Origin of the sequence: Halomonas sp. B23F22_3 (genome assembly GCF_043496965.1) — a bacterium.
GTDB lineage: Bacteria > Pseudomonadota > Gammaproteobacteria > Pseudomonadales > Halomonadaceae > Halomonas.
In genome coordinates this window covers 564,077-588,322 of sequence record NZ_JBIEKG010000004.1, presented here as the reverse complement: position 1 = coordinate 588,322, position 24,246 = coordinate 564,077, and the positions used below count along the sequence as shown (strand labels likewise).

Genomic DNA, 24,246 nt, shown 5'->3' with positions numbered 1-24,246 from the left:
CGCCGCCGGAGACGATCACCGGGAACTCGGCGTTGGCCAGCAGCTCGGCGGCCTCGTTGAGGGTCCGGGTGCCGCCCGGGCCGCGGTCGAGGCGCGCGGGCTCGGGGATCTCGGCCTCGATCTCGCCGTAGAAGTAGTCGCGCGGGATGTTGAGCTGGGTCGGGCCCATCTCGGACATCGCCCGGTCGAAGCAGCGCCCGGTGTACTCGGCCATGCGCGACGGGTGGGTCACGTGGCCCTGGTACTTGGTGAACTCCTGAAACATCGGCAGCTGCTTGCACTCCTGGAAGCCACCCAGGCCGATGCCGGTGGTGCCCGCCTCGGGGGTGACGATGACCACCGGGCTGTGCGCCCAGTAGGCCGCGGCGATGCCGGTCACGCAGTTGGAGATGCCGGGGCCGTTCTGGCCGATCACCGTGCCGTGGCGGCCGGAGACGCGGGCATAGCCGTCGGCCATGTGCGCCGCGCCCTGCTCGTGGACCACCGGAATCAGGCGGATGCCGGCCGGCGCGAAGATGTCCATGGCGTCCATGAAGGCCGAGCCCATGATGCCGAACATGTCGGTCACCCCGTTGGCGACCAGAGTCTCCACGAAGGCCTCCGAGGGCGTCATCGTCTGCTTGCCTTTCACGACCTGGCGGGTGTCTGCGGTATTGTCGGTGCTCATGGGAACCTCCACGGGAGCGCTGAGTGAGGATCTGGCGTTGGCGCGCCATCTCGTTGTTTTTTTGATAGCGGATCTTTGTTTTTTGATACTTCTTTAGTTTTTTGACACTAGGGGTTCCGATATCTGGAACCTGATCAAAACGTAGCGCTCCGCCGGCGGGGCGTCAACAAAATTCCATAAAACGGTACAAATTGATTTCTTTTCAGGAACAAATTACCTTGAGGCCAAAGGGAGAGCCGATATGACGACCAATCGATCCGAGATGAGCCGCCTCGAGGGCGATACGCCGGCCCAGCGCCTGCTGGCCCTGCTGGAGGTGATCGCGGGGAAGGACCAGTTCTTCACGCTGCAGGGCATGGTCGAGGAGACCGGCCTGCCCAAGCCCACCCTCCATCGCATGCTCCAGCAGCTCGAGACCTCGGGCATGCTGCAGCGCGAGGCCGACGGCCGCCACTACAGCAAGGGCAACCGCCTGAGACGCCTGGCCGAGTCGCTGCTGCTCAACGACACCGTGCACGGGGCCCGCCACGCGGTGCTGCGCAAGCTGGTCGACGAGGTCGGCGAGAGCTGCAACATCACCGCGCTCTCCGGCGGCGAGGTGCTCTATCTCGACCGCGTGGAGACCTCGGCACCGCTGCGCTTCTATCTGCACCCCGGCTCCCGGGTGCCGGTGCACTGCTCGGCCAGCGGCAAGCTCTTCCTCGCCCAGATGGCGCCCGCCCAGCGTCGGCGGCTGCTCAATGAGCTGTCGCTGGAGGGCTTCACGCGCAACACCCTCGTCGATCCCGAGGCCCTCGAGGCCGAGATCGAGACCGTGAAAGGCCAGGGCTACGCCTTCGATGACGAGGAGTTCCTGCCGGGGCTCTTGTGCATCGCGGTGCTGGCACCCAACCCCGACGGGCTCTCGAACACCGGCCTGGCGATCCAGGCACCGATCATGCGCATGACCCGCGACAAGGCGCTTGCGTGCCTGCCGGCGCTGCAGCGCGCCGCCGAACAGATCGCCGCCATCAATCGCGAGGCGCTCTCGGACGCCGCCCAGGCCGCCGCCGGCGAGCGCTGAGCCGCCGCCTGCCAGGCGCGGGGCGACTGGCCTGAACGCGTGATTGCGAATATGCTCTGGAGCATACGCAATGGCCCGTACCACAACAGGGAGACCGCAATGGCCGGACTGCTACCCGATATCGACCCCGATGGACTGCTCGAGTACTCGGTGGTCTATACCGATCGCGCACTGAATCACATGTCGAAGAGCTTCCAGGGCGTGATGCGCGACGTGTCCGCCACGCTGAAGGAGGTCTACCACGCGCACTCGACGGTCATCGTGCCCGGTAGCGGCACCTTCGCCATGGAAGCCGTGGCGCGCCAGTTCGCCAAGGACCGCCGCTGCCTGGTGATCCGCAACGGCTGGTTCAGCTACCGCTGGAGCCAGATCCTGTCGATGGGCAAGATCCCCTCCGACGTCAACGTGCTCAAGGCGCGCCGGCTGGACGAGGACGATGCGACCTCGCCCTTCGCACCGCCGCCCATCGAGGACGTGGTCGAGGCGATCCGCGAACAGCAGCCGGACATCGTCTTCGCGCCCCACGTCGAGACCTCCTCGGGCATGCTGCTGCCGGACGACTACCTGCAGAAGATCGCCGACGCCATCCACGACGAGGGTGGCCTGCTGGTGCTCGACTGCATCGCCTCCGGCACCCTCTGGGTCGACATGCAGGACGTCGGCGTCGACGTGCTGGTCAGCGCCCCCCAGAAGGGCTGGAGCGGCAGCCCCTGCTGCGGCATGGTGATGCTCTCTCGCCAGGCGCGCGAGATCATCGAGGAGACCACCAGCACCAGCTTCGCCTGCGACCTGAAGAAGTGGCTCTCGATCATGGAGACCTACGAGGGCGGCGGCCACGCCTACCACGCCACCCTGCCCACCGACGGCCTGCGCCAGCTGCGCGACGTGATGAACGAGACCCGGCAGTACGGCTTCGACCGGGTCTGCGAGGAGCAGCGCGAGGTCGGCCGCCTGGTGCGCGGCATGCTCGCCGAACACGGCTACCGGAGCGTGGCGGCGCCGGGCTTCGAGGCGCCGGGCGTGGTGGTCAGCTACACCGACGACGAGGCGATCGTCGCCAAGTTCCTCGAGGCCGGTGTGCAGGTGGCCGCCGGCGTGCCACTGATGTGCGACGAGGGCGATCACTTCCGCACCTTCCGCATCGGCCTGTTCGGCCTCGACAAGCTCCATCATCCGGAGCGCACCCTGGAGAGCCTGCAAGCGGCACTTGCCAAGGTGCAGGCCGCCGAGGCGTAGTTTCAGGCGTTAGTTCGAGACCGCTCGTGCGAGACGGCATCGATCGCAAGACGACAGCGGGGCGGCCACTTGGCCGCCCCGCTGTCGTTGGTATCTCGCTCGACGCGCCTCAGGCGCTCGGGTCAGGCGTAGCCGCCCACGCCCCGCGGCACGAAACCGAGGTTGTTCTCGATCTCCTTCACCCCGTCGATGTTCTCCGCGGCGACCTGCACGGCCCAGCGCTGCTCCTTGCTCTCGACGAGCCCCCACAGCTGCACCTTGCCGTCGGCGACGATGACGTTGAGGCGATCGACCATCACACCGGTGTTCTCGTCCACCTCCTTCAGGATGGCATCGCGGATCGCGCGGTCGTCGTCGCCGCCGGCCGGCTGGCGCGCCACGGAGAAGCCGCGCAGCAGGTTGGAGCGACTGACGATGCCCACCAGCTTGCCGTCGCGCACCACCGGCACCCGCTTGATGCGGCGCTTCTCGAGCAGCGAGGCGATGTGGTGCAACGGCTCGTCCTCGCCCACGGTGAGGGGGTTGGGGGTCATGATCTGGCCCGCCTTGCGGCCGTGGGTCTTCACGTAGTCCACGGCGTCGCCACCGCCGCTGAAGAGCTTGAGCCACCAGGAGCGGCGCTCGTCCTCCTCGGGCTCGATCCGCGACATCAGGTCTCCCTCGCTGACGATGCCGAGGACCCGATCGTCGGCATCGACCACCGGCACGGCGCTGATGCCGTGCTCCAGCAGCAGGCTGGCGATCTCGCCGACATCGCTCTCGGGGGTGACGGTGATCACGTTGGGCGTCATGACATCTGCGGCTTGCATAGGGCGCGTCTCCAGTCGATGGACAGTCGTTATTCTCGGTGAGTCGACTTTCAAGTTAGCAACCCTTTGAGCGTCCTGCCTTGATGCCGGACAGCTTTACGCGCCTCCTGCCGTCGCCACCTCAGGGCCGGGCGGGCTCGCCCGCGACGAGGCGCTCGTCGCCCTTGCCGTCGGTGATGATCTCGTCGATGTCGTCGAGTCCGGCGAAGCGCATCGGGCGGATGACGCCGAGCTTGCTCTCGTCCACCACCAGCAGTCGCCTCGCCGCGGTGGCGATGGCCGCCCGCTTGGGCGCGACCTCATGGAAGTGGAAGCAGGTCAGGCCCTGGCGCTCGTGCACGCCCGCGGCGGAGAGGAAGGCCTTATTGATGCCGAGGCGGCGGATGGCGGCGTCCACCTCCTCATTGGCGAAGGAGCGCGACGAGCCGTGATAGAGCCCGCCCAGCAGGATCAGGCGCACCCCGGCAAGCCCACTCACCGCCTCGGCCACGTTGAGGGCGTAGGTCACCACGGTCAGCGACTGATCGCGAGGCAGGCCGGCGGCGAGCGGCATCAGGGTCGTGCCGCAGTCGATGAACAGGGTATCGCCGGGCGCGATGCGCTCGAGGGCCTGCCGGCAGAGGCGGCGCTTGGCCGCGGCGTGGCGATCCTGCTGGGCGGCCAGGTCGTAGACCGGCGCGAAGTGCGGATCGTCGCCGCGCACCAGATGGCCCCCCATCAGCTGCAGCCCGCCCTCGGATGCGGCCAGGTCGCGGCGGATGGTCATCGGCGAGACGCCGCACAGCACCGCGGCCTCAGAAAGCCGCAGGCTGCCGCCATGGGCAAGGGCCTCACTCAGCCGGGCGAGACGCCGGGCACTGCGTTCGTTCATCGGTGGCGGCGCTCCTCAAGCCCCGTGTCCTGCACGCCGTTTTCAGTCTCCCGAGAACGGCCCATGACGGATGAAAATGTTAAAAAAATAACACTGAATGTGATAGTTTTCACCTCACACTCAAGCGTCACATTCACCCGCATGCCTGCCCCTCCAGGCCGCCCCATCGGATAGGTGCCCCATGACCCTCTTCATGAGCGTGGTCGGCATGGTGACCCTGGTCGCCATCGCCCTGCTGTTCTCCTCCGACCGCCGCGCGATTCGCCTGCGCACCGTGCTGGGCGCCTTCGCCATCCAGGCGGGCATCGGCGCCTTCGTGCTCTACGTGCCGGTCGGCCAGGCGGTGCTCGCCACCGTCTCCGACGCCGTCAGCCAGGTGGTGCTCTACGCCAACGACGGCATCGACTTCGTGTTCGGCGGCCTGGCCGACGTCGAGGCCTCGGGCTTCGTCTTCGCCTTCAAGGTGCTACCGGTGATCATCTTCTTCTCCTCGCTGACCGCCGTGCTCTACTACCTCGGCATCATGCAGTGGATCATCCGCATCCTCGGCGGCGCCCTGCAGAAGGCGCTGGGCACCTCGCGCACCGAATCGCTCTCCGCCACCGCCAACATCTTCGTCGGCCAGACCGAGGCACCGCTGGTGGTGCGGCCCTTCATCGCCCGCATGACCCCCTCGCAGCTGTTCGCGGTGATGTGCGGCGGGCTCGCCTCGGTGGCGGGCTCGGTGCTGGCCGGCTATGCCGCGCTCGGCATCCCCATGGAGTACCTGGTGGCCGCCTCCTTCATGGCCGCCCCCGGCGGGCTGCTGTTCGCCAAGCTGCTGATGCCGGAGACCCAGGAGCCCGAGGACAGCGTCTCCGCGGCCGAGGAGCGCCTCGAGGAGGAGGAGGACCACCCCAGCAACGTGCTCGACGCCGCCGCGGCCGGCGCCAGCTCCGGCCTGATGCTGGCGGCCAACGTCGGCGCCATGCTGCTCGCCTTCATCGGCCTGATCGCCCTGCTCAACGGCATGCTCGGCGGCATCGGCGGCTGGTTCGGCATGGAGTCGCTGAGCCTCGAGCTGATCCTCGGCTGGCTCTTCTCGCCGCTGGCCTTCCTGCTCGGCGTGCCCTGGGAGGAGGCGACGCTCGCCGGCTCGTTCATCGGCCAGAAGCTGGTCGTCAACGAGTTCGTGGCCTACATCAACCTGGCGCCCTACCTCGACGGCGAGCAGGTGGTGGCCGCCACCGGGCAGCTGATGACGCCCCACACCATGGCGGTGCTCTCCTTCGCCCTGTGCGGCTTCGCCAACCTCTCCTCGATCGCCATCCTGCTCGGGGGGCTCGGCAGCATCGCCCCGAGCCGTCGCCACGAGATCGCCCGCTTCGGCCTCAAGGCGGTGCTCGCCGGCACCCTCTCGAACCTGATGTCGGCGTCCCTGGCCGGCTTCTTCCTGGCCCTGGCCGCCGCATGACCGCGCCGTCGTCGCCCCCTCTGCGGCGGGCGGCGACGGCACGCCAACACCCCCAACGCTCTCAAACTCTCTCGCCGTACCGGAGCCCCCATGACCGAACTGCAACAGGCCGCCCGCCAGGCCCTGGCCCTGATGGATCTCACCAGCCTCAACGACGACGACACCGACGCCACCATCGAGGCCCTCTGCCAGCGCGCCAAGACCCCGGCCGGCACCCCGGCGGCGATCTGCGTCTATCCGGACTTCGTGGTCACCGCGCAGCGCGCGCTGAAGGCCCACGGCCTCCAGGGCACCGTCAAGGTGGCCACGGTCACCAACTTCCCCCACGGCGGCGACGACATCATGGCCGCCGCCCGGGCGACCCGCAGCGCCGCGGCGTCCGGCGCCGATGAGGTGGACGTGGTCTTCCCCTGGCGTGCCCTGATGGCCGGCGACGAGGAGACCGGCCGCGAGCTGGTCGCCTTCTGCAAGCAGGCCGCCGGCGATGCCGTGCTCAAGGTGATCCTCGAGACCGGCGAGCTCAAGGACCCGGCGCTGATCCGCCGCGCCAGCGAACTGGCGCTGGAGGGCGGGGCCGACTTCCTCAAGACCTCCACCGGCAAGGTGACGATCAACGCCACCCTCGAGGCCGCCGAGGTCATGCTGACCGCGATCCGTGACAGCGGCCGCGACGCCGGCTTCAAGGCGGCCGGCGGGGTGCGCACCGCCGAGGAGGCCCAGGCCTACCTGCAGCTCGCCGCGCGTCTGATGGGCCCGGCCTGGATCACCCCGGCGCACTTCCGCTTCGGCGCCTCGAGCCTGCTCGATGACCTGCTCGTGACCCTCGCCGACGATGCCGGGCAGATCGGAGGCGCCTGATGACCACGGCCGCCCAGCCCTCTCCGTCTCTACCCCAGGAGCTGATTCGGGCCAAGCGCGACGGCCAGGCGCTCGATCGCAGGGCGATCGGTGAACTGGTCGCCGGCATCACCGACGGCCGGCTCTCCGATGCCCAGGTGGGGGCGCTCGCCATGGCGATCTTCCTCAAGGGCATGAACGCCGACGAGACGGTGGCGCTGACCGAGGCGATCCGCGACTCCGGCGAGGTGCTCGACTGGTCCGGCCTCGACCTCCCGGGGCCGGTGCTCGACAAGCACTCCACCGGCGGCGTGGGCGATCTGGTCTCGCTGGTGCTGGGGCCCTGGATCGCCGCCTGCGGCGGCCACGTGCCGATGGTCTCCGGGCGGGGCCTCGGGCACACCGGCGGCACCCTGGACAAGCTCGAGGCGATCCCCGGCTACACGGTAAGCCCCGACACCGCCACCTTCCGCCGCCTGGTGCGCGAGGTCGGCGTGGCGATCATCGGCCAGACCGCCGACCTCGCCCCGGCCGACCGTCGCCTCTATGCGGTGCGCGACGTCACCGCCACGGTGGAGTCGCTACCGCTGATCGTGAGCTCGATCCTCGGCAAGAAGCTCGCCTGCGGCCTCGAGGGCCTGGTGATGGACGTCAAGGTGGGCAGCGGCGCCTTCATGCCCGACGCCGACGCCGCCCGGGAGCTCGCCGCGACCATCGCCGAGGTGGCGAGCCGCGCCGGCACCCGCACCACGGCGCTGGTCACCGACATGAGTCAGCCCCTGGCGCCGCGGGCCGGCAATGCCCTCGAGGTGCACGAGGCGATCCGCCTGCTGAACGGCGAGAAGCGCCACGGGCGCCTGCTCGAGGTGACCCGGCGGCTGGCCGCCGAGCTGCTGATGGCCGGCCGCCTGGTCGACTCCCACGAGGCCGCGCTGGAGAAGCTCGACGCGACGCTCGCCTCCGGGGCGGCCGCGGAGCGCTTCGCACGCATGGTGGCGGGCCTCGGCGGCCCGCGCGACCTGCTGGAGCGCCCCGCCGCCCATTTGCCGGAGGCCCCGGTTGTGCGCGCCGTCTACCCCGAGCGCCCCGGCCGCGTGCAGGCCATCGACACCCGGGCGCTGGGCCTCTGCGTGGTGAGCCTGGGCGGGGGGCGGCGCACACCGGGCGCGGCCATCGACCCCGCCGTCGGGCTGTCGCGCATCGCCTCGCTGGGGGAGACCGTCGACGGCCACCGTCCCCTGGCGCTGGTCCATGCCGCCAGCGTGGACGATGCTGAAACGGCCGGGCGACGGCTGCGCGACGCCATGCGCCTCGGCGACGAACGCCCTGCCCTGCCCCCACTGACCCACGACGTGATCCGTCGGGAGGTGCCATGAGCCGCGCCATCGTACTGGTCCTCGACTCCTTCGGCATCGGCGCCACGCCGGACGCCGAACACTTCGGCGATGCCGGCGCCGACACCCTGGGCCATATCGCCGCCGCCTGCGCCCGGGGCGAGGCCGATCTCGCCGCAGACGCCGACGGCCCGGGCCGCCAGGGCCCGCTCGCGCTGCCCAACCTCGCCCGCCTCGGGCTTTTCCACGCCCACCGCGAGAGCACCGGCCACTGGGCCGCGGGCGTCGAGGCGCCGGACGAGGTGATCGGCGCCTACGGTCACGCCCGGGAGCTCTCCTCGGGCAAGGACACCCCCTCCGGCCACTGGGAGCTCGCCGGTGTGCCGGTGCGCTTCGACTGGGGCTACTTTCCGGATCGCGAGCAGAGCTTTCCCCCCGAGCTGCTCGAGGCGCTGGTCGCGGAGGCGGAGCTGCCCGGCGTGCTCGGCGACTGCCACGCCTCGGGCACCGAGGTCATCGCCCGGCTCGGCGAGGCGCACGTCGAAAGCGGCAAGCCCATCGTCTACACCTCGGCAGACTCGGTGTTCCAGATCGCCGCCCACGAGGAGGCCTTCGGCCTCGCGCGGCTCTATGAAGTCTGCGAGATCGCAAGGCGGCTGCTCGAGCCCTACAACATCGGGCGGGTGATCGCCCGCCCCTTCACCGGCGAGAACACGACGAACTTCGCCCGCACCGCCAACCGCCGCGACTACAGCGTCGAGCCGCCCGCCCCCACGGTGCTGCAGCGGCTCAAGGACGACGGCGGCAACGTGGTGGCGATCGGCAAGATCGCCGACATCTACGCCCACTGCGGGATCACGCGAACGGTCAAGGCGAGCGGCCACGACGCCCTGATGGACGCCACCCTCACCGCCCTCGATGAGGCCGACGAGCGCTCGCTGATCATGACCAACTTCGTCGACTTCGACATGCTCTACGGCCATCGCCGCGACGTGGCGGGCTACGCCGCCGCGCTGGAGGCCTTCGATGCCCGGCTGCCGGAGGTGCTCGACAAGCTTCGCGACGACGACCTGCTGATCCTCACCGCCGACCACGGCTGCGACCCCACCTGGACCGGCACCGACCATACCCGGGAGCACATCCCCGTGCTGGCACTCGGCGCCAGGATCAAACCCGGCTCGCTGGGCGCCCGGGCAAGCTTCGCCGACATCGGCCAGAGCCTGGCGGCGCACCTGGGCCTGTCCCCCATGGACGATGGCGAGAGCTTCCTCTCCCCCGCTGACACAGGAGCCTTGTGATGGCCACGCCCCATATCAACGCCGAGCGCGGCGACTTCGCCGATACCGTGCTGATGCCCGGCGACCCGCTGCGCGCCCGCTACATCGCCGAGACCTTCCTCGACGAGGCGCGCGAGGTGAACACCGTGCGCAGCATGTCCGGCTACACCGGCACCTACCAGGGCCGCCCGATCTCGGTGATGGGCCACGGCATGGGCATTCCGTCGGTGTCGATCTACGCCAAGGAGCTGATCACCGAGTACGACGTGACGCGGCTGATCCGCGTCGGCTCCTGCGGCGCGGTGCGCGACGACGTGGCGGTGCGCGACGTGGTGATCGGCCTCGGCGCCTGCACCGATTCCGGGGTCAATCGCACGCGCTTCGCCGGCATGGACTTCGCCGCCACCGCCGACTTCGAGCTGACCCGCCATGCGGCGGATGCGGCCGCGGCGCTGGGCGTCCCGGTGAAGGTGGGCAACCTCTTCTCGGCGGATCTCTTCTACGACCCGCGTCCCGAGACCGCCGCGCTGCTCAAGCGCTACGGCATCGTCGGCGTGGAGATGGAGGCGGCCGGCCTCTATGGCGTGGCCGCCGAGTTCGGCGCCCGGGCCGCCACCGTCTGCACGGTGTCGGATCACATCCTCAAGGGCGACTCGCTCTCCAGCGCCGAGCGGCAGAGCACCTTCGACGAGATGATGAAGATCGCACTCGACAGCGTGCTGCGCGACGACGCGGCCCGGGAGGACGAGGCATGAGCGGCGAGATCGAGGCGGAGATCGTCCGCGAGCTGATCGCGGTGCGCGAACGGGCCTATGCGCCCTACTCGCACCATCCGGTCGGCGCGCTGGTGATCGGCGAGAGCGGGAGGCGCTATGCCGGCGCCAACGTCGAGGTCGCCCACTTCAAGGGGCTCTGCGCCGAGGCCTCGGCGATCGCCGCCCTGGTCAGCGCCGGCGAGCGCGAGCTGCGCGAGGTCTACGTGATCGGCCCGGGGGAGCATCTCTGCACGCCCTGCGGCGACTGCCGCCAGCGCATCCGCGAGTTCGCCACCCCCGCGACCCGCATCCGGGTGGTCGACGCCCGGGGCGCGCTGCTGCGCGACTACGACATGGAGGCCCTGCTGCCGGACTCCTTCGGCCCCGAGAACCTGACGCTCTAACCTGAAGCGTTAGCCCCGGCACCCCGCCCCGGCCCCCGACCATCAGGGCCCAACGGCCGACGCGCCCTACCCGAGTGAGCCGCCACCGAGAGGCGGCTCACTCGGCCCCTTCTTCTTCGGGCCCCTCCTCGTGCACCAGCTCGACGTCGACGATCTTCGAGCGGCTCATGACGATCTTCCAGCGCTGCAGCAGCGGCGTGCCGTTGCCCTCCACCTCGCGGATCACCAGGTTGATCAGGTGGCGCTTCTCCACCGGCTCGCGCACCACCTGCCCCTTCTCCTCGAGCCGATAGACGTGGTGGCTGCCCTTGTCCATCAGGCGCGCCAGGGGCGCCAGATCCAGGGTCAACACCTCGCGGGTGCGGTCATAGCCGCTCAGGAAGCGGGTCGGCGACATCCGTGAGCTCGAGCGGTAGTGCAGCACCACCTCCTCGCGCTGGGCCATGTTGCGCTTGCGCACCCGGCGGATCGCCTCGTCGAGACGCGAATAGCGCTGATAGTCGAACCACTCGAGCTGACGCCCCAGCACGGCATTGCTGTGGGCGTCCAGGTACTGGCGCCGCCACTTGGGCCGCCCGCGGCGCAGCAGGCGCCACAGCGTCATGCGCAGGTCGTCCTTGAACACCTCGCGCAGCGCGTAGAGCACGGCGAGCGCCAGCACGAACAGCGCGGTGATGTCGCCCAGCGCCGCGCGTGCCTCCAGGAGGCCCAGGGTGACGAACACCATCACCACCGCCGTGGCCAGGCCCTTCACTGCCTTCTCCTCGCCGCCGCCGAGCTCCTGGCTGCGCTGCTTGAGGGTCACGGGATACTCGATGAGCCGGCGCAGCAGGCGCATCTTGTTGGACATCCGGGTCGGGTCGCGGGTGACCCGCTCGGAGTTGTACTCCCGGGCCCGGCGATGCTCATCCTCCTCGCGGCAGATGCCCAGCAGGCGCTGGCGGATCTCGCGGTAGTCGTGGCCCCGCGGCAGGTGGGCGATCAGCTCCAGCAGCCGCTGCTCGGTGAACCAGGAGAGGTAGTTGTCGATGTTGGCGTAGTAGCGGTGCAGGCTCTCGTCGCTCGGCTCCTGGCGGCGCAGGCGACGCAGGATGCCGCTGGCGAGCTCCAGGGTCTCCTCGAGCTGCTCGCGCAGCCGCTCGGCCTGGACGATCTCTTCCTCCGAGGCGTTCGACCGGGGGGCCTCCTCGGGCGCCTCGGCCTTGTCGCCGACCCGCTTCTCGGTCTTGCGCGTGCGCCGCGCCTGATCGAGCAGCGTCTGGGTCGAGCGCTCCAGCGCCACCACGTACTGGTAGGCGTAGAGGCTCAGCCCCAGGCGATACTGGTCGGCATCGAGGCGCTTGCCCGCCAGGCGACTCATCACCAGCGGCAGGCGGTGACGGTCGCTGTAGTAGGTGCGCTTGACGTGGATCGCGCCGTGGTAGAACGCCTCTTCCGAGAGCACATGGGCGTTGAGGCCGAGCTCGGCCGGCACGAAGAGGTAGACGTCGAGCCGGTGCGAGCTCTCCTCGCGCAGCACCCTGGAGATCCGCAGATGCAGGCTGTCGCGTCGCTCCACCGAGACCTGATGGGTCGCCACGCGCGCTTACCCCGGATCCGGGGCGGCGCCCCGGGCACTGGTGTCCCTGCCCGGATCGGCGACCCCCGCCTCGCCGGGTCGACGACCGCTGGCGTCGCGCTGCTCGGCGCCCTCGCCGGTGCCGTCCAGGCGGCCGCCGCCCTGGCCCTCCATGCTGACGCTGAGCCGCGGCACGCCGAGGTCGATGGCCTGGGCCTCCATGCGCTGCTTGAGCAGCAGGTTGTAGGCGCGCGCCACGTCCCACTGCATCTCCGGCGCGGTGCGAAAGCGCATGCGCAGGATGGCGCAGCCGTCCTGGAAGCTGTCGATGCCCTGCATCTCCAGCGGCGACCAGATGTGGTGGCGCATCATCGGGTCCTTGCGCAGCTGCTGGGCCGTCTCCTGGATCAGCGTGGTGGCGTCGTCGATCTTCATGTCGTAGGGGATGCGGATGCGCATCAGGGCGATGCCGAACTGGCGCGACATGTTGTGGATCGACTCGATGCGGCTGAAGGTGATGATGTGCACGATGCCGTCCAGATCGCGCAGCCGCACGGTGCGCAGGGTCAGCCCCTCGACGGTGCCCATGTGGCCGTTGATCTTGACGAAGTCGTCCACCGCCAGCGAATCCTCGATGAGGATGAAGATGCCGGTGATCAGGTCCTGCACCAGGGTCTGGGCGCCGAAACCGACGGCCAGGCCGATCACACCGGCACCGGCCAGCAGCGGCGTGACGTTCACCCCGAGATTGGCCAGGCCGACGATGGCGGCGATGATCACGATGGTGGCGAAGATGATATTGCGGATCATCGGCGTGATGGTCTGGGCGCGGGCCAGGTTGACGCGCCGCCCGCGGGCCCGCGCGGGGCTGGTCAGCGCGCGCTGGATGGCGGTGTCGGCGAAGATCCAGGTCAGCCAGGCCAGCAGCAGGGTGAAGCCGATGGACAGCAGGGCCTGGCCGATGCGCACGCTGGCCACGCCCTGCTGGCCGATGCCGATCAGCGAGGCGCCCCACACCTGCAGCGAGAGCTCGGCGAAGGCGATCCAGGCCACCACATGGGACAGCGCATAGCCGAAACGCTCCAGGCGCCGGCGGTAGTCGCTCAGGCGGCGCTGCTCGGAGCGGCGCTGCCCGTGGCGACGGATCAGGCCGGTCACCACCAGGGTCAGCACCAGCAGCGAGGCCGAGATGATCGAGCGCGCCAGCGCCGTGCCCACGTCGCCCACGGTGACGAAGATGGCCAGCAGCGAGCCGCCCACCAGCAGCATGGCCGGCACGTGCCACAGGCCGCCGACCAGCCGCATCACCTCGCCGATGCCGCCCCGGTCGCGGCGCAGCCCATAGGGCCGGTTGCGGATCAGGTGCTGGATGGGGCGCTTGAAGCGGACGATGAAGCGAGCGCTGATCATCGCCGCCAGCATGTTGGAGAGGATCGACATCAGGCTAGCCAGGTCGGTGCCGATGATCCCCGAGAGCCGCGCGGAGTTGAAGGCGTCGCCCAGCGCGATCAGCGCACCGATGACGAACAGCGTGCGCAGGCTCTGGTGCTGCAGGATCTGCACCGCCGTGAAGCGGTGGCCGCTGGTGAACACCGAGATCACCGTCTCCACCACCACCGACAGGGTGCGCCCGCACAGCGCCACATAGGCGATCACCAGGGTCGCGGTGCGTCCGGCGCTCGGCGGCACCAGCTGGCCGATGCCGAGCACCAGCAGGAAGGCCAGCGCCCAGGGCAGCATGCGGCGCAGGAAGTGGATCATCAGCAATCCGCCGCGCGGCTCCCGGGGCAGGTCCAGGGGCCAGCCCCGACGCCGCGCCAGCTGTCGCCCGAGGGCGATCAGGATCACCAGCAGGCCGGCCCAGATCGCCAGCAGCACGGCGAACTCGATGACGAAGCGCAGCAGCTCCGCATTGCCGGTCTGGACCACCAGGTCGACGAGATCGGTCCAGCCCTGTTGCAGCTGGAGGCGCCACTCGTCCACCGGCGAGTCGCCGGACTCGGCCTGCTCGCCGAGCGCGGTGATGGTCTCCGCCAACGCCCCGAGAAGCCCCTGGGGACGGGCCAGCCCCCCCTGGTCGGCGGCCGCGTCGTTGGCCTGCTGGAGCTGGCGCAGGTTGTCGAGCAGCGCCTGGCGCTGCGCGTCGTTCTCCAGGGTCGCGATCACCTCGTCGAGCGAGGCCTGGAAGGCCTCGGGATCGTGGCTTTCCGTCTTCTCGCCGCCGCCGGTCAGGCCCGAGAGCGGCAGGCTCTGGGCCGACGATACCGCCGGAAGCAGCAGCACCGACAGCAGCAGCCAGACCATCAGGCCGCGAAAGACAACGTACATTCGGTGCGCTACAGGCAAGTTTCCCTCTCCACTCGCGTTGGAACGCGACAGGCGTCGCGTCCATGATTCGTGAGGCAGTATGTTAGGCTGCCGACACCATGCCTTACAGGATGCCGACATGACGCCGCAACCGCCACCCGAACCCCGCAATGCCGACGGCGAGACGCGGCGCGTCGGGGTGGAGATCGAGTTCGCCGGCCTGCCGCCGCACAGGACGGCCGAGCTGGTGCAGTCGCTGTTCGGCGGTGACATCGAGGTCTTGAGCCCCCATCGCCTCAAGGTCGTCGGCGGCCGCTGGGGCGAGTTCGGCATCGAGCTCGACACCCAGTACGCCCACCCCGACCAGGAGGTGATGGCCGCCGAGGACGCCATCGACAGCGAGTGGGAGCGCATGCGCCGGGACTTCCACGCCCGCACCCGCGAGCTGATCGGCGACATGGTGACGGGCCTGGTGCCCACCGAGATCGTCTGTCCGCCGGTGCCCTGGGACGAGCTGGGCGAGCTGGATGCGCTGTTCGAGGCGCTGCGCCAGCACGGCGCCAAGGGCAGCGACGCCAGCCTGCTCTACGGCTTCGGCCTGCACTTGAACCCCGAGGTGCCGAGCCTCGAGGTCGAGCACCTGGTGGACTACCTGCGCGCCTACATGCTCAACGCCGCCTGGCTGCGCGAGCAGATCCACGTGGACATCACCCGGGAGGTGTTGCCCCATGCCAACCCCTTCCCCCGGGCCTATGCCCTCAAGATCCTCGACCCGGACTACGCCCCGGATCTCGAGACGCTGATCGCCGACTACCTGGAGGACAACCCGACCCGCAACCGGGAGCTCGACATGTTGCCGCTGTTCGCCCATCTCGCGCCCGACTTTCCCCATGAGCTGCTGCAGAACCGGCTGGTCAAGCCGCGGCCGACCTTCCACTATCGCCTGCCCAACGCCCAGCTCTCGGAGCCGGGCTGGGGAGCGGTCACCGAGTGGAACCGCTGGCTCGAGGTCGAGCGGCTGGCCGCCACCCCCGAGACCCTGGCCGAGCGCAGCGCCCAGTTCCTCGCCCGCCATCGGCCCTCGGCGCCCCGCCGCTGGCTGATTCGCCTGCGTCGCTGGGTGACCCGGCAATGAGTCAGGCGCGCCCACTGATCGGTATCACCACCTCCGATGCCAAGAGCCGGATCGCCTGGTGGTTCGACTGGTTCGCCGTGTGGCGCCACGGCGGCCGGCCGCAGCGCCTGTCGCCCTCGCGCCCCTTTCCCGAGCACCTCGACGGCCTGATCATCGGCGGCGGCGACGACATCCAGGCCCACCTCTACGACGACGAGGTGCGCCTGGACGTGCGCGTCGACCCCCAGCGCGACGAGCTCGAACTCGAGCTGCTGGAGCGCTTCATCCCCCAGGGCACGCCGACGCTCGGGATCTGCCGGGGCGCCCAGCTGATCAACGTGCACCTGGGCGGTACCCTCGACCCGGACATCTACACCACCCACGAGGGGCTCAAGCGCCGCCGCACCGTGCTGCCGCGCAAGACCGTGGACATCGTCGCCGACAGCCAGCTCTACCGCATCCTCGAGGTCACCTGGTGTCGCATCAACAGCCTCCACCACCAGGCCGTGCAGAAGACCGGCCGCGGCATCGAGATCGTCGCCCGGGACCGTGACGGCCTGGTGCAGGGCATCGAGTCTCGCGAGCACGACTTCCTGATCGGCGTGCAGTGGCACCCCGAGTGGTTGATCTTCAACCGCCCCCAGCAGCGCCTGATCCGCGCCCTGGTGGATGCCGCCCGCCGCCACCACGTCCGACGCCCCGCCTCCCAGGCGGCCGACGCCGGCCCGACCTGAGCGCGACACACGCCCTAGCCCCCCAGATGCAAAGGGGCCGCCCGAAGGCGGCCCCGTGCCGTGTTCGCCATCGCGCCGCTGACACCGGCCGTAGCGATAAGCCCTTGAAACTTAGCTCAGCCCTCGAGCTTGGCGTCCAGGGTGATCTCGGCGTTCAGCAGCTTGGAGATCGGGCAGTTGTCCTTGGCACCGTTGGCCGCCTCCTCGAAGGCCGCCTGATCGGCGCCCGGCACCTTGCCGCGGGTGACCAGGTGCACGGCGGTCACGGAGAGGCTATCGGGGTCCAGGGTCACGGTCGCCTCGGTGTCGATGCTGTCCGCCGTGTAGCCGGCCTCGCCCAGCACCAGCGAGAACGCCATGGAGAAGCAGCCGGCGTGGGCCGCCCCGATCAGCTCCTCGGGATTGGTGCCATCGGCGCCCTCGAAGCGCTTGCGGAAGTCATAGGAGACGTCCTTGAGGGTGCCGCTGCCGGTAGAGAGGCTGCCGCCGCCATCCTTCAGGCCGCCCTTCCACTGTGCGGTCGCGGTATTCTTGATGGTCATGTGTTCTCCTCGTCGATCAGGGGTTCGGTCAGGCAAGCCACTACACCATAGACCCGCAGGGCCGCCCGTGGCCACACCGCACGATTGCATCGTCGACGGCGTGCCACCAGAATAAATGGAAAATACTTCCATTAACAGGAGATCCTATGTCGAGCACGCCTACCGTCACCCTCGCGGCGACCGCCCACGAGCCCGCCGTCGAGCTGCCGGCCATCGGCCAGGGCACCTGGTTCATGGGCGAGGGGCTGGCCCCGCGACGCGACGAGGTGCACGCCCTGCAGCACGGGCTGGAGTGCGGCCTGCGCCTGATCGACACCGCCGAGATGTACGGCGACGGCGGCGCCGAGGAGGTGGTGGGCGAGGCCCTCAAGGGACGCCGCGACCAGGCCTTCCTGGTCTCCAAGGTCTACCCCTGGAACGCCGGGCGCGACAGCGCCATCGCCGCCTGCGAGGCGAGCCTTTCGCGCCTGGGCACCGATCATCTCGACCTCTACCTGCTGCACTGGCCCGGCGGCATTCCGCTGGAGGAGACCCTGGAGGCCTTCGAGCGGCTGCGCGAGGCGGGCAAGGTCCGTCGCTTCGGGGTCTCGAACTTCGATGTCGACGAGATGGCCACGCTCACAAGCCTGCCCGGCGGCGATGCCTGCGCGGTCAACCAGGTGCTCTACCACCTGGGCTCGCGGGGCATCGAGCACTCGCTGCTGCCCTGGCAGCGCAAGCAGGGCATCCCCACCATGGCCTACTGCCCGCTGGCCCAGGCCGGCAGCCTGCGCCGCGACCTGCTCACTCACCCCGAGGTGACGGACATCGCCGCGGCGCTCGGCATCACCCCGGCCCAGCTGCTGCTGGCCTGGGCGATCCGCCCGGTCGAGGCGAGCGTTAACGACACCCAGCGCGACGTGATCGCCATCCCCAAGGCCACCGGCCTCGATCATGTGGCCCAGAACGCCGCCGCGCTGACGGTCGAGCTGGACGAGACGAGCCTTAAGCGCCTCGACGCCGCCTTCCCGGCGCCGAACCGCAAGCCGCCGCTGGATATCGTCTAGCCCAAGCGCTCAATCCCTGGGCGGGAAAGCCTAGCCGCGCAGCCTGGCCAGCGCCTCGGCGAGCGCCTCATGGCCCAGCTCGCGCATCGCCTCGACGTTGCGCGCGGGGATGCCCTCGGGGTCGGGATGATGCTCGAGGGCCCGCTCCAGGCCCGCCTCGCGCAGCAGGTGCCACATCGGATAGGGCGAGCGGTTGGTGAAGTTGGCGGGATCGTCCGGCTCGGCGTCGGCGAAGACGTAGTCCGGGTGGAAGCTCGCCAGCTGGAAGGTGCCCTCGTAGCCCTGATCGGCCAGCAGCGCCTCGGCGATCTCCAGCAGGTCCAGGTAGTCGTCGAAGTCCTCGAGCCCCTCGGTGAGCACCAGCAGGGTCGTCTCCACCTCGGGATTCGCCTCCAGGTGGCGGCACTCGTCGAACAGCGTCAGCAGCGCCGCCTCGCGATCGCGGGCCGGCACCGCCACGCTGCGGATGCTGTCGCGAGCCACCTCGCGACCGGCGAAGGGGCAGACGTCATGGGCGACCACGAAGGTCTCCACCCAGGCGCGGGTGGCCGCGAGGGGATCAGGGCGAGAGGCGGTCATTGGCGCTCATCCAGGCTGGAAAGGGGCCGCCATGGTCCGCCGCCCGGCCGCGGTTGGCAAGTCGCCGTCGATGGCGGCAAGCCCGCGACAGGTCTGCGAGAGGGCGCTGTGAACCCGTCCATGGGCGCTACCGACGCCATCCCTGGCGTAGGACCCTCTCTTCGACCAGTCGCCGGCTGACCAAGCCCCGCCTCGTCATGGATGTCGCTTCTGGTCACGCCGCGAGGCGAGCCGATCGGCCAGCCGCGTCGGCTCCGGCAGCTTGGTGCGCCCGAGACAGCGGACCACCCAGTCGAGCGCCGTGGGCAGCGAGATGCGGTGCCCCGGCGAGACGAAGATCGGCTTCACCTTCGCCCGCGAGCGCAGCACCGCGCCGATCACTTCGTCCTCGGGGCCATCCACCAGCGGCGTCCAGTCGCCCCGCGCGGGGCCGGGCTCATCGTGGCGGCCGCAGAGCCGCGTCTTGGCCACGCCGATGGTCGGCAGGTCGAGCCACAGCCCCAGGTGGCTGGCGACCCCGATCCGCCGCGGATGGGCGATGCCCTGGCCGTCGACCATGGCGAGCTGCGGCCGGGTGGTCAGCTTCTCGAAGGCGCCGAGCGCCGCCGGCACCTCGCGGAAGGACAAGAGCCCCGGCACGTAGGGCATGCGCGTCGGCTCGCGATGCACCACCTGCTCCACCACCGTGAAGGCGCCCTCGGCCTCCGGTGGCCAGGCCAGCACCACCACCGCCGCCCGGATGATCGCGCCGTCCTGCTCGAAGCCGATGTCCACGCCGGCGAGGTGTTGCACCGGTTCGAGTCGATCTGCCCGCTCCACGCGCCCCGCCAGGCGCTTCTGCAGCGCGATAGCGTCCCGCGGGGCGAGGTTCCAGTCGTGCAAGGCGGTATCGGGCATCGGGGCTCCCTGAAGTGTCGGCGTCGCTCGGGTTAGACTACGGCTTTTGCCGCGTGACGGACCACCGGGGAGCCCACCTTGAGACTGATCCACACCGCCGACTGGCACCTCGGCCAGAGCTTCCATGGCCAGGAACGCCACGCCGAGCACCGTGCCTTCCTCGCCTGGCTGCTCGACACCCTGGTCGAGCGCGACGCCGACGCCCTGCTGGTGGCCGGCGATATCTTCGACGTGGTCAATCCCTCGCTGGCCGCCCAGGCGCTGCTCTACGACTTCATCGTCGACGCCCACCAGCGCCTGCCGGGCCTTCAGATCGTGCTGATCGCCGGCAACCACGACAGCGGCAACCGCATCGAGCTGCCCGCCCCGCTGATGCGCCGGCTCAACACCCACGCCCTGGGCCGGGTCCGCTGGCTGGACGACGGCGACCTCGACGCCGAGCGCCTGCTGGTGCCGCTCAGCGACGCCGAGGGGACGACCCGCGCCTGGTGCCTGGCGCTGCCCTTCCTGCGCCCCGCCGAGGTGACCGGCGCCGGCGTGCGCGCCAACGAGGACGACGGCGCGCCCAACGACTACGTCGCCGGCATCAACCGCGTGCATACTCGGCTGATCGAGGCCGCCCGCTCCCGGCGCGAGCCCGGCCAGGCGCTGGTGGCGATGAGCCATGCCCACCTGCACGGCGCCGCCGTGTCGGAGGCCAGCGAAAGGCCCATCGTGATCGGCGGCGAGGAGTCGATCTCCGCCGCCCTCTTCCCGGACGACATCGCCTACGTGGCGCTCGGTCACCTGCACCGCGCCCAGCAGGTCGGCGAGGCGCGCATCCGCTACAGCGGCAGCCCCCTGCCGCTGGACTTCAGCGAGGCGGCCTACCCCCACCAGGTGGTGGAGGTGGTGCTCGACGGCGAGGCGTTGGCCACCACCGAGGCACTCCCCGTGCCGCGCCCGGTGGCCATGCACCGCGTCGGCCCCGCGCCGCTCGAGCGGGTGCTGGCCGAGCTCGCGGCGCTCGAGGACGATCCAGAGCAACCAAGAGACCGCTGGCCCTGGCTGGAGGTGCGCGTCGCGCTCGAGGCCCCGATCCCCGACCTGCGCGCCAGGGTGGAGGCGGCCCTCGACGGCAAGGCGCTGCGCCTGCTGCGCCTCGAGCGCCGCCTGCCCCGGGTCGAGGGCGAGGACGCCCCCGCGCGCATCGACCTGGAGAGCCTCGGCCCGCGCAAGCTCTTCGAACGCACCTGGGCCGACCGCTGGGGCGAGCCGCCCGAGGCGGACGTGCTCGCCGACTTCGACCGGCTCTGCCAGGACGTGCTCGACGCCGACGGCGACGACGTCGAAGCGGCAAGTAACAAGGAGCGCCAGTCATGAGAATCCTCGCCCTGCGCCTGGAGAACCTGGCCTCGCTGCCCGGCCCGCTCGAGCTCGACTTCACCGCCGCCCCGCTGAGCGATGCCGGGCTCTTCGCCATCACCGGCCCCACCGGCGCCGGCAAGAGCACCCTGCTCGATGCGCTCTGCCTGGCGCTCTACGGCGGCACGCCGCGGCTGCGCCAGGCGCCGGCCCGGGACAGCCAGGTCGACGACACCCCGGACTCCACCCTGACCACCAGCGACCCGCGCACCCTGCTGCGCCGCGGCACGGCGAGCGGCTACGCCGAGGTGGACTTCGTGGGCCGCGATGGACGCCGCTACCGCGCCCGCTGGGCGGTGCGCCGCGCCCGGGAGAAGGTCGCCGGCAAGCTGCAGAAGGCCGAGCAGTCGCTGCGCGACCTCGACGACGACCGCCTGCTGACCACCCAGAAGCGCGAGTTCGAGCGCCTGCTGCCTGAGCGCCTGGGGCTCACCTTCGACCAGTTCACCCGCGCCGTGCTGCTCGCCCAGAGCGAGTTCGCCGCCTTCCTCCAGGCCGACGACAACGAGCGCAGCGATCTGCTCGAGCGCCTCACCGGCACCGCCGAGTACTCGGCGATCTCGATGGCCGCCTACCGGCGGGCCAGCGCCGCCAGGAAGGCCGTCGAGGCCCTGGAGGCCAAGCTCGCCGACGACCGGCCCGCCGAACCCGAGGCCCGGGCCGAACTGGAGCAGGCGGCCGAGGCCACCCAGCGAGCGCTCACTGACCTGCAGGGCCAGGCCACATCGCTCCAGGCCCGGCGCCGCTGGCACGACGACGATGCCCGGCTGCATGAGGCCTATCGCCAGGGCCTGACCCAACAGCAGATCGCCGAGGCCGACTGGCAGGCGCTTTTTGAGGCGCGCGCCGACCGCGAGTGGCGCCGGCTGATCGCCCCGCAGCGCCATGCGCTGGCCCGCCGGGCGGCCCTGCCCGACGAGATCGCCGCCCTGGAGACGAGCCACGCCGAGACGAGGCGAGCGCTCACCGACGCCGAGCGCGAGCAGGCCGTGGCTCGCGAGGCCCTCGATGCCCGCGAGCGCGCCCTGGCCGAGGCCGCCGCGGCGCGCCGCGAGGCCGAGCCCGCCCTGCGCGAGGCCCGGGAGGAGGCCCAGCGCCTCGCCACCCACGAGAAGCAGCTCACCGACCTGGAGGCGGCCCGCACCCGGCATCAGGCCGAGGCCGAGCGGCTGGCCCGGGCGCACCGCACGGCCAGCGAGGCCCAGCAGGCACGGCAGCGACAGCGCGATGACTGGCAGGCGACCCTCGAGCGGTTGGTGGGCACTCACCCTCGCCTCGATGCCGCTCGCCAGGCCGCCCAGCAATTCCACGATCAGGCGGCCCAGCGCCACCTGGCGCTCGGCGAGCTCGCCAGCCGCTGGCAGGAGCTCGGCCGCGCGGAGCAGGCGCTTGCCCAGCTCGCCCGCCGGCTCGGCGAGGACGAGACCCGCAAGAACAGCCTGCTGACCGAGGGCCAGAGCGCGCGCCAGGCCCTGGACCGCGCCCAGGCCCACCTCGACAGCGTCAGCGCGCTGATCGATCGCAGCCGCGCCGTGCGCAGCGAGAGCGTGGCGCGGCTGCGCGAGGCCCTCGCCGAGGGCGAGCCCTGCCCGGTGTGCGGCGGCCACGATCACCCCTGGCGGCAGCATCCGCCGGCCACGCCGGAGGCCGCCCAGCTCGAGGCCCAGGAGGCGGAGGAGGCCCGCCAGCTCGACACGGCCCGCGAGGCCCGCGACGCCGCCCAGCAGAAACGCGACGAGCTTTTCGGCGAGTACCGCGCCGTGGAGGCCGCCCTCGCCCGCCACCGGCAGGATCATGAAACGGCCGAGCGGCAGCGCGACGCCGCCCGGGAGGCCCTGGAGGCGCATCCGCTGCAGCCAGAGCTCGCCGACAATGCTGCGAGCGAGCAGAAGGAATGGCTCGAGGCCGAGCGCGAGGCGAGCGAGACCCGCCGCCGCGAGGCGCGAGAGCGCCTGGACGAGCTGGCCCGGGCCGAGGCCGAGCTCGCCCCGCTGGAGCAGGCGCTGCAGGAGGGCCATGTCGCCCTGGCGCGCCTGGAGACCGAGAAACAACATGCCGACACGGCGCTGGCCGAGCTGGACGAGCGACTGCCGCCGCTGCGCGACGAGCGCGAGACACTCGCCCGCGCCCTCGCCGCCCGGCTCGGCGAGCACGCCTCGCCGGACGCCTGGCAGCAGCACCTCGACGCCCACCAGGAACAGGCCCGCCAGGCCCGCGATGCCGCCCAGGCGCGCTGGCATGCCGCCCAGCGGGAGCAGCAGCGCCTCGCCCAGCGGGTCGAGCACGAGGCCGAGCGGCTCGAGGGGCTGCGCCGGGAGCGCGACACCCTCGCCCGCGAGCTCGCCGACTGGCGCGCGGCGCACCCCAAGCTGACCGACGCCACCCTCACCCGGCTGCTCGCCCAAACAGAAGAAGCGGCCCGCGACGAGGAGCAACAGATCGAGGCCGCCGATCAGGCCCGCCAGCGCGCCGCCGCCACCCTGGCCGAGCGACGCGACGCCCTGCTGCGCCATCGTCGCGACCAGGACCTGATCGAGGAGGCGGAGGAAGCGAGCCGGGAAGAGGAGCGCGACGAGGCGCTACTCGGTGACGGCGTGGCCGAGGCGCTGCGCCGCCGCCGGGAGGCGCTGGAGGAGGCCGAGGCCGAGCTGACCCCGCGCCTGGAGGCGGCACAAAAGGCCCGGGACGAGGCCGCCTTCGCCCTGAGCGACGACGATCGCCGCCGCGAGCGGCGCAAGGCCGGCCAGGCCGAGCTGGAGGCCGCCCAGGCCGAGTTCCGCCGCTGGGGCCAGATCAACGAACTGATCGGCTCCGCCGATGGCAAGGCCTTCCGGCGCATCGCCCAGGCCTACAACCTCGAGCAGCTGCTGGAGCACGCCAACGCGCACCTGAGCGGCCTCTCCCGCCGCTACCGGCTGGTGCGGGGCGGCAGCCCCCTGGGCCTGCTGGTGGTGGACGTCGACATGGGCGACGAGCGCCGCTCGGTGCACTCGCTCTCCGGCGGCGAGACCTTCCTGGTCTCGCTGGCCCTGGCGCTGGGGCTCGCCTCCATGGCCTCCGGCGAGCTCACCATCGAGTCACTGTTCATCGACGAGGGCTTCGGCAGCCTCGACCCGCAATCCCTGGCGCTCGCCATGGAAGCGCTGGACGGCCTGCAGGCCCTGGGCCGCCGCGTCGGCGTGATCTCCCACGTGCAGGAGATGCACGAGCGCATCCCGGTGCAGATCCAGGTGGAGCCGCTGGGCAACGGCACGAGCCGGGCGAAGCTGGTCAGTCAGTAAGGCAGGAGAAACGGCTCGCTGATGTAGAGGAGCACTGCGTCAGCGAGCCGGTTTTTTACTTCAAACTGTCAGCTTTTG

The 24,246-nt window shown here is 70.7% G+C and carries 21 protein-coding genes; 13 read left to right on the top strand and 8 right to left on the bottom strand.

Annotated elements, in window-relative coordinates:
- A partial coding sequence (locus ACGTNG_RS11905; RefSeq protein WP_394577251.1) for a thiamine pyrophosphate-binding protein occupies positions 1 to 667 on the bottom strand: 667 nt, incomplete at its 3' end.
- A 241-nt stretch (positions 668 to 908) separates the two neighbouring features.
- On the opposite strand from ACGTNG_RS11905, the gene ACGTNG_RS11900 reads away from it, so the two are divergent.
- A complete protein-coding gene (locus ACGTNG_RS11900) occupies positions 909 to 1,730 on the top strand; it encodes an IclR family transcriptional regulator (RefSeq protein WP_394577250.1) in 822 nt (273 codons plus the stop codon).
- Positions 1,731 to 1,829: 99 nt separating this feature from the next.
- Positions 1,830 to 2,966, top strand: a complete 1,137-nt coding sequence (locus tag ACGTNG_RS11895) for an aminotransferase class V-fold PLP-dependent enzyme (protein WP_394577247.1) — start codon at positions 1,830 to 1,832, stop codon at positions 2,964 to 2,966.
- Positions 2,967 to 3,088: 122 nt separating this feature from the next.
- On the opposite strand, the gene ACGTNG_RS11890 is transcribed toward ACGTNG_RS11895, so the two are convergent.
- Both ACGTNG_RS11890 and ACGTNG_RS11885 read right to left on the bottom strand, forming a co-directional pair.
- Complete coding sequence (locus tag ACGTNG_RS11890; protein WP_394577246.1) at positions 3,089 to 3,775, bottom strand: CBS domain-containing protein; 687 nt, start codon at positions 3,773 to 3,775, stop codon at positions 3,089 to 3,091.
- Positions 3,776 to 3,896: 121 nt separating this feature from the next.
- On the bottom strand, positions 3,897 to 4,646 hold the full coding sequence (locus tag ACGTNG_RS11885) for a DeoR/GlpR family DNA-binding transcription regulator (RefSeq protein WP_394577245.1): 750 nt from the start codon (positions 4,644 to 4,646) through the stop codon (positions 3,897 to 3,899).
- A 181-nt stretch (positions 4,647 to 4,827) separates the two neighbouring features.
- Here ACGTNG_RS11885 and ACGTNG_RS11880 point away from each other — a divergent pair, with 181 nt between their 5' ends.
- The 6 genes from ACGTNG_RS11880 (at position 4,828) to ACGTNG_RS11855 (ending at position 10,706) form a co-directional block, all read left to right on the top strand.
- Positions 4,828 to 6,099: a NupC/NupG family nucleoside CNT transporter gene (locus ACGTNG_RS11880; protein WP_394577244.1), complete on the top strand. Its 1,272-nt coding sequence runs from the start codon at positions 4,828 to 4,830 to the stop codon at positions 6,097 to 6,099.
- A 90-nt stretch (positions 6,100 to 6,189) separates the two neighbouring features.
- Entirely contained in the window at positions 6,190 to 6,957 is a 768-nt protein-coding gene (deoC, locus tag ACGTNG_RS11875; RefSeq protein WP_394577243.1) for a deoxyribose-phosphate aldolase, read from the top strand.
- Positions 6,957 to 8,312 (top strand): thymidine phosphorylase, encoded by a 1,356-nt coding sequence (deoA, locus tag ACGTNG_RS11870; RefSeq protein WP_394577242.1) that lies wholly within the window; start codon positions 6,957 to 6,959, stop codon positions 8,310 to 8,312. Before deoC ends, deoA begins: the two co-directional genes overlap by 1 nt.
- Positions 8,309 to 9,568, top strand: a complete 1,260-nt coding sequence (locus ACGTNG_RS11865) for a phosphopentomutase (RefSeq protein ID WP_394577240.1) — start codon at positions 8,309 to 8,311, stop codon at positions 9,566 to 9,568. Before deoA ends, ACGTNG_RS11865 begins: the two co-directional genes overlap by 4 nt.
- Positions 9,568 to 10,302, top strand: coding sequence for a purine-nucleoside phosphorylase (gene deoD / locus ACGTNG_RS11860; protein WP_394577239.1), 735 nt, complete (start codon positions 9,568 to 9,570; stop codon positions 10,300 to 10,302). The genes ACGTNG_RS11865 and deoD overlap by 1 nt, the downstream gene beginning before the upstream one ends.
- Complete coding sequence (locus tag ACGTNG_RS11855) at positions 10,299 to 10,706, top strand: cytidine deaminase (RefSeq protein ID WP_394577238.1); 408 nt, start codon at positions 10,299 to 10,301, stop codon at positions 10,704 to 10,706. Before deoD ends, ACGTNG_RS11855 begins: the two co-directional genes overlap by 4 nt.
- 97 nt (positions 10,707 to 10,803) lie before the next feature.
- On the opposite strand, the gene ACGTNG_RS11850 is transcribed toward ACGTNG_RS11855, so the two are convergent.
- Both ACGTNG_RS11850 and ACGTNG_RS11845 read right to left on the bottom strand, forming a co-directional pair.
- The gene (locus ACGTNG_RS11850) at positions 10,804 to 12,285 is read right to left on the bottom strand and encodes a hypothetical protein (protein ID WP_394577236.1); all 1,482 of its coding nucleotides are present in this window, start codon (positions 12,283 to 12,285) and stop codon (positions 10,804 to 10,806) included.
- Positions 12,286 to 12,291: 6 nt separating this feature from the next.
- Positions 12,292 to 14,592, bottom strand: a complete 2,301-nt coding sequence (locus ACGTNG_RS11845; RefSeq protein WP_394577235.1) for a mechanosensitive ion channel domain-containing protein — start codon at positions 14,590 to 14,592, stop codon at positions 12,292 to 12,294.
- Positions 14,593 to 14,710: 118 nt separating this feature from the next.
- On the opposite strand from ACGTNG_RS11845, the gene ACGTNG_RS11840 reads away from it, so the two are divergent.
- Together ACGTNG_RS11840 and ACGTNG_RS11835 are read left to right on the top strand one after the other, a co-directional pair.
- On the top strand, positions 14,711 to 15,706 hold the full coding sequence (locus ACGTNG_RS11840) for an amidoligase family protein (RefSeq protein ID WP_394577234.1): 996 nt from the start codon (positions 14,711 to 14,713) through the stop codon (positions 15,704 to 15,706).
- Positions 15,703 to 16,419, top strand: a complete 717-nt coding sequence (locus ACGTNG_RS11835; RefSeq protein WP_394577233.1) for a gamma-glutamyl-gamma-aminobutyrate hydrolase family protein — start codon at positions 15,703 to 15,705, stop codon at positions 16,417 to 16,419. Before ACGTNG_RS11840 ends, ACGTNG_RS11835 begins: the two co-directional genes overlap by 4 nt.
- A 116-nt stretch (positions 16,420 to 16,535) precedes the next feature.
- Here ACGTNG_RS11835 and ACGTNG_RS11830 read toward each other — a convergent pair whose 3' ends face one another.
- The gene (locus ACGTNG_RS11830; protein ID WP_394577232.1) at positions 16,536 to 16,961 is read right to left on the bottom strand and encodes an OsmC family protein; all 426 of its coding nucleotides are present in this window, start codon (positions 16,959 to 16,961) and stop codon (positions 16,536 to 16,538) included.
- 146 nt (positions 16,962 to 17,107) lie between these two features.
- Between ACGTNG_RS11830 and ACGTNG_RS11825 the strand changes: the two genes are divergently transcribed.
- The gene (locus ACGTNG_RS11825; protein WP_394577231.1) at positions 17,108 to 18,007 is read left to right on the top strand and encodes an aldo/keto reductase; all 900 of its coding nucleotides are present in this window, start codon (positions 17,108 to 17,110) and stop codon (positions 18,005 to 18,007) included.
- Between the two features lie 30 nt (positions 18,008 to 18,037).
- On the opposite strand, the gene ACGTNG_RS11820 is transcribed toward ACGTNG_RS11825, so the two are convergent.
- Both ACGTNG_RS11820 and nfi read right to left on the bottom strand, forming a co-directional pair.
- Positions 18,038 to 18,586, bottom strand: coding sequence for a DUF1415 domain-containing protein (locus ACGTNG_RS11820; RefSeq protein ID WP_394577230.1), 549 nt, complete (start codon positions 18,584 to 18,586; stop codon positions 18,038 to 18,040).
- A gap of 195 nt (positions 18,587 to 18,781) precedes the next feature.
- On the bottom strand, positions 18,782 to 19,483 hold the full coding sequence (gene nfi / locus ACGTNG_RS11815) for a deoxyribonuclease V (RefSeq protein WP_394577228.1): 702 nt from the start codon (positions 19,481 to 19,483) through the stop codon (positions 18,782 to 18,784).
- A gap of 78 nt (positions 19,484 to 19,561) precedes the next feature.
- Between nfi and ACGTNG_RS11810 the strand changes: the two genes are divergently transcribed.
- Together ACGTNG_RS11810 and ACGTNG_RS11805 are read left to right on the top strand one after the other, a co-directional pair.
- On the top strand, positions 19,562 to 20,845 hold the full coding sequence (locus tag ACGTNG_RS11810) for an exonuclease SbcCD subunit D (RefSeq protein ID WP_394577227.1): 1,284 nt from the start codon (positions 19,562 to 19,564) through the stop codon (positions 20,843 to 20,845).
- Positions 20,842 to 24,168: an AAA family ATPase gene (locus ACGTNG_RS11805; RefSeq protein ID WP_394577225.1), complete on the top strand. Its 3,327-nt coding sequence runs from the start codon at positions 20,842 to 20,844 to the stop codon at positions 24,166 to 24,168. Before ACGTNG_RS11810 ends, ACGTNG_RS11805 begins: the two co-directional genes overlap by 4 nt.
- Positions 24,169 to 24,246 lie beyond the last annotated feature (78 nt).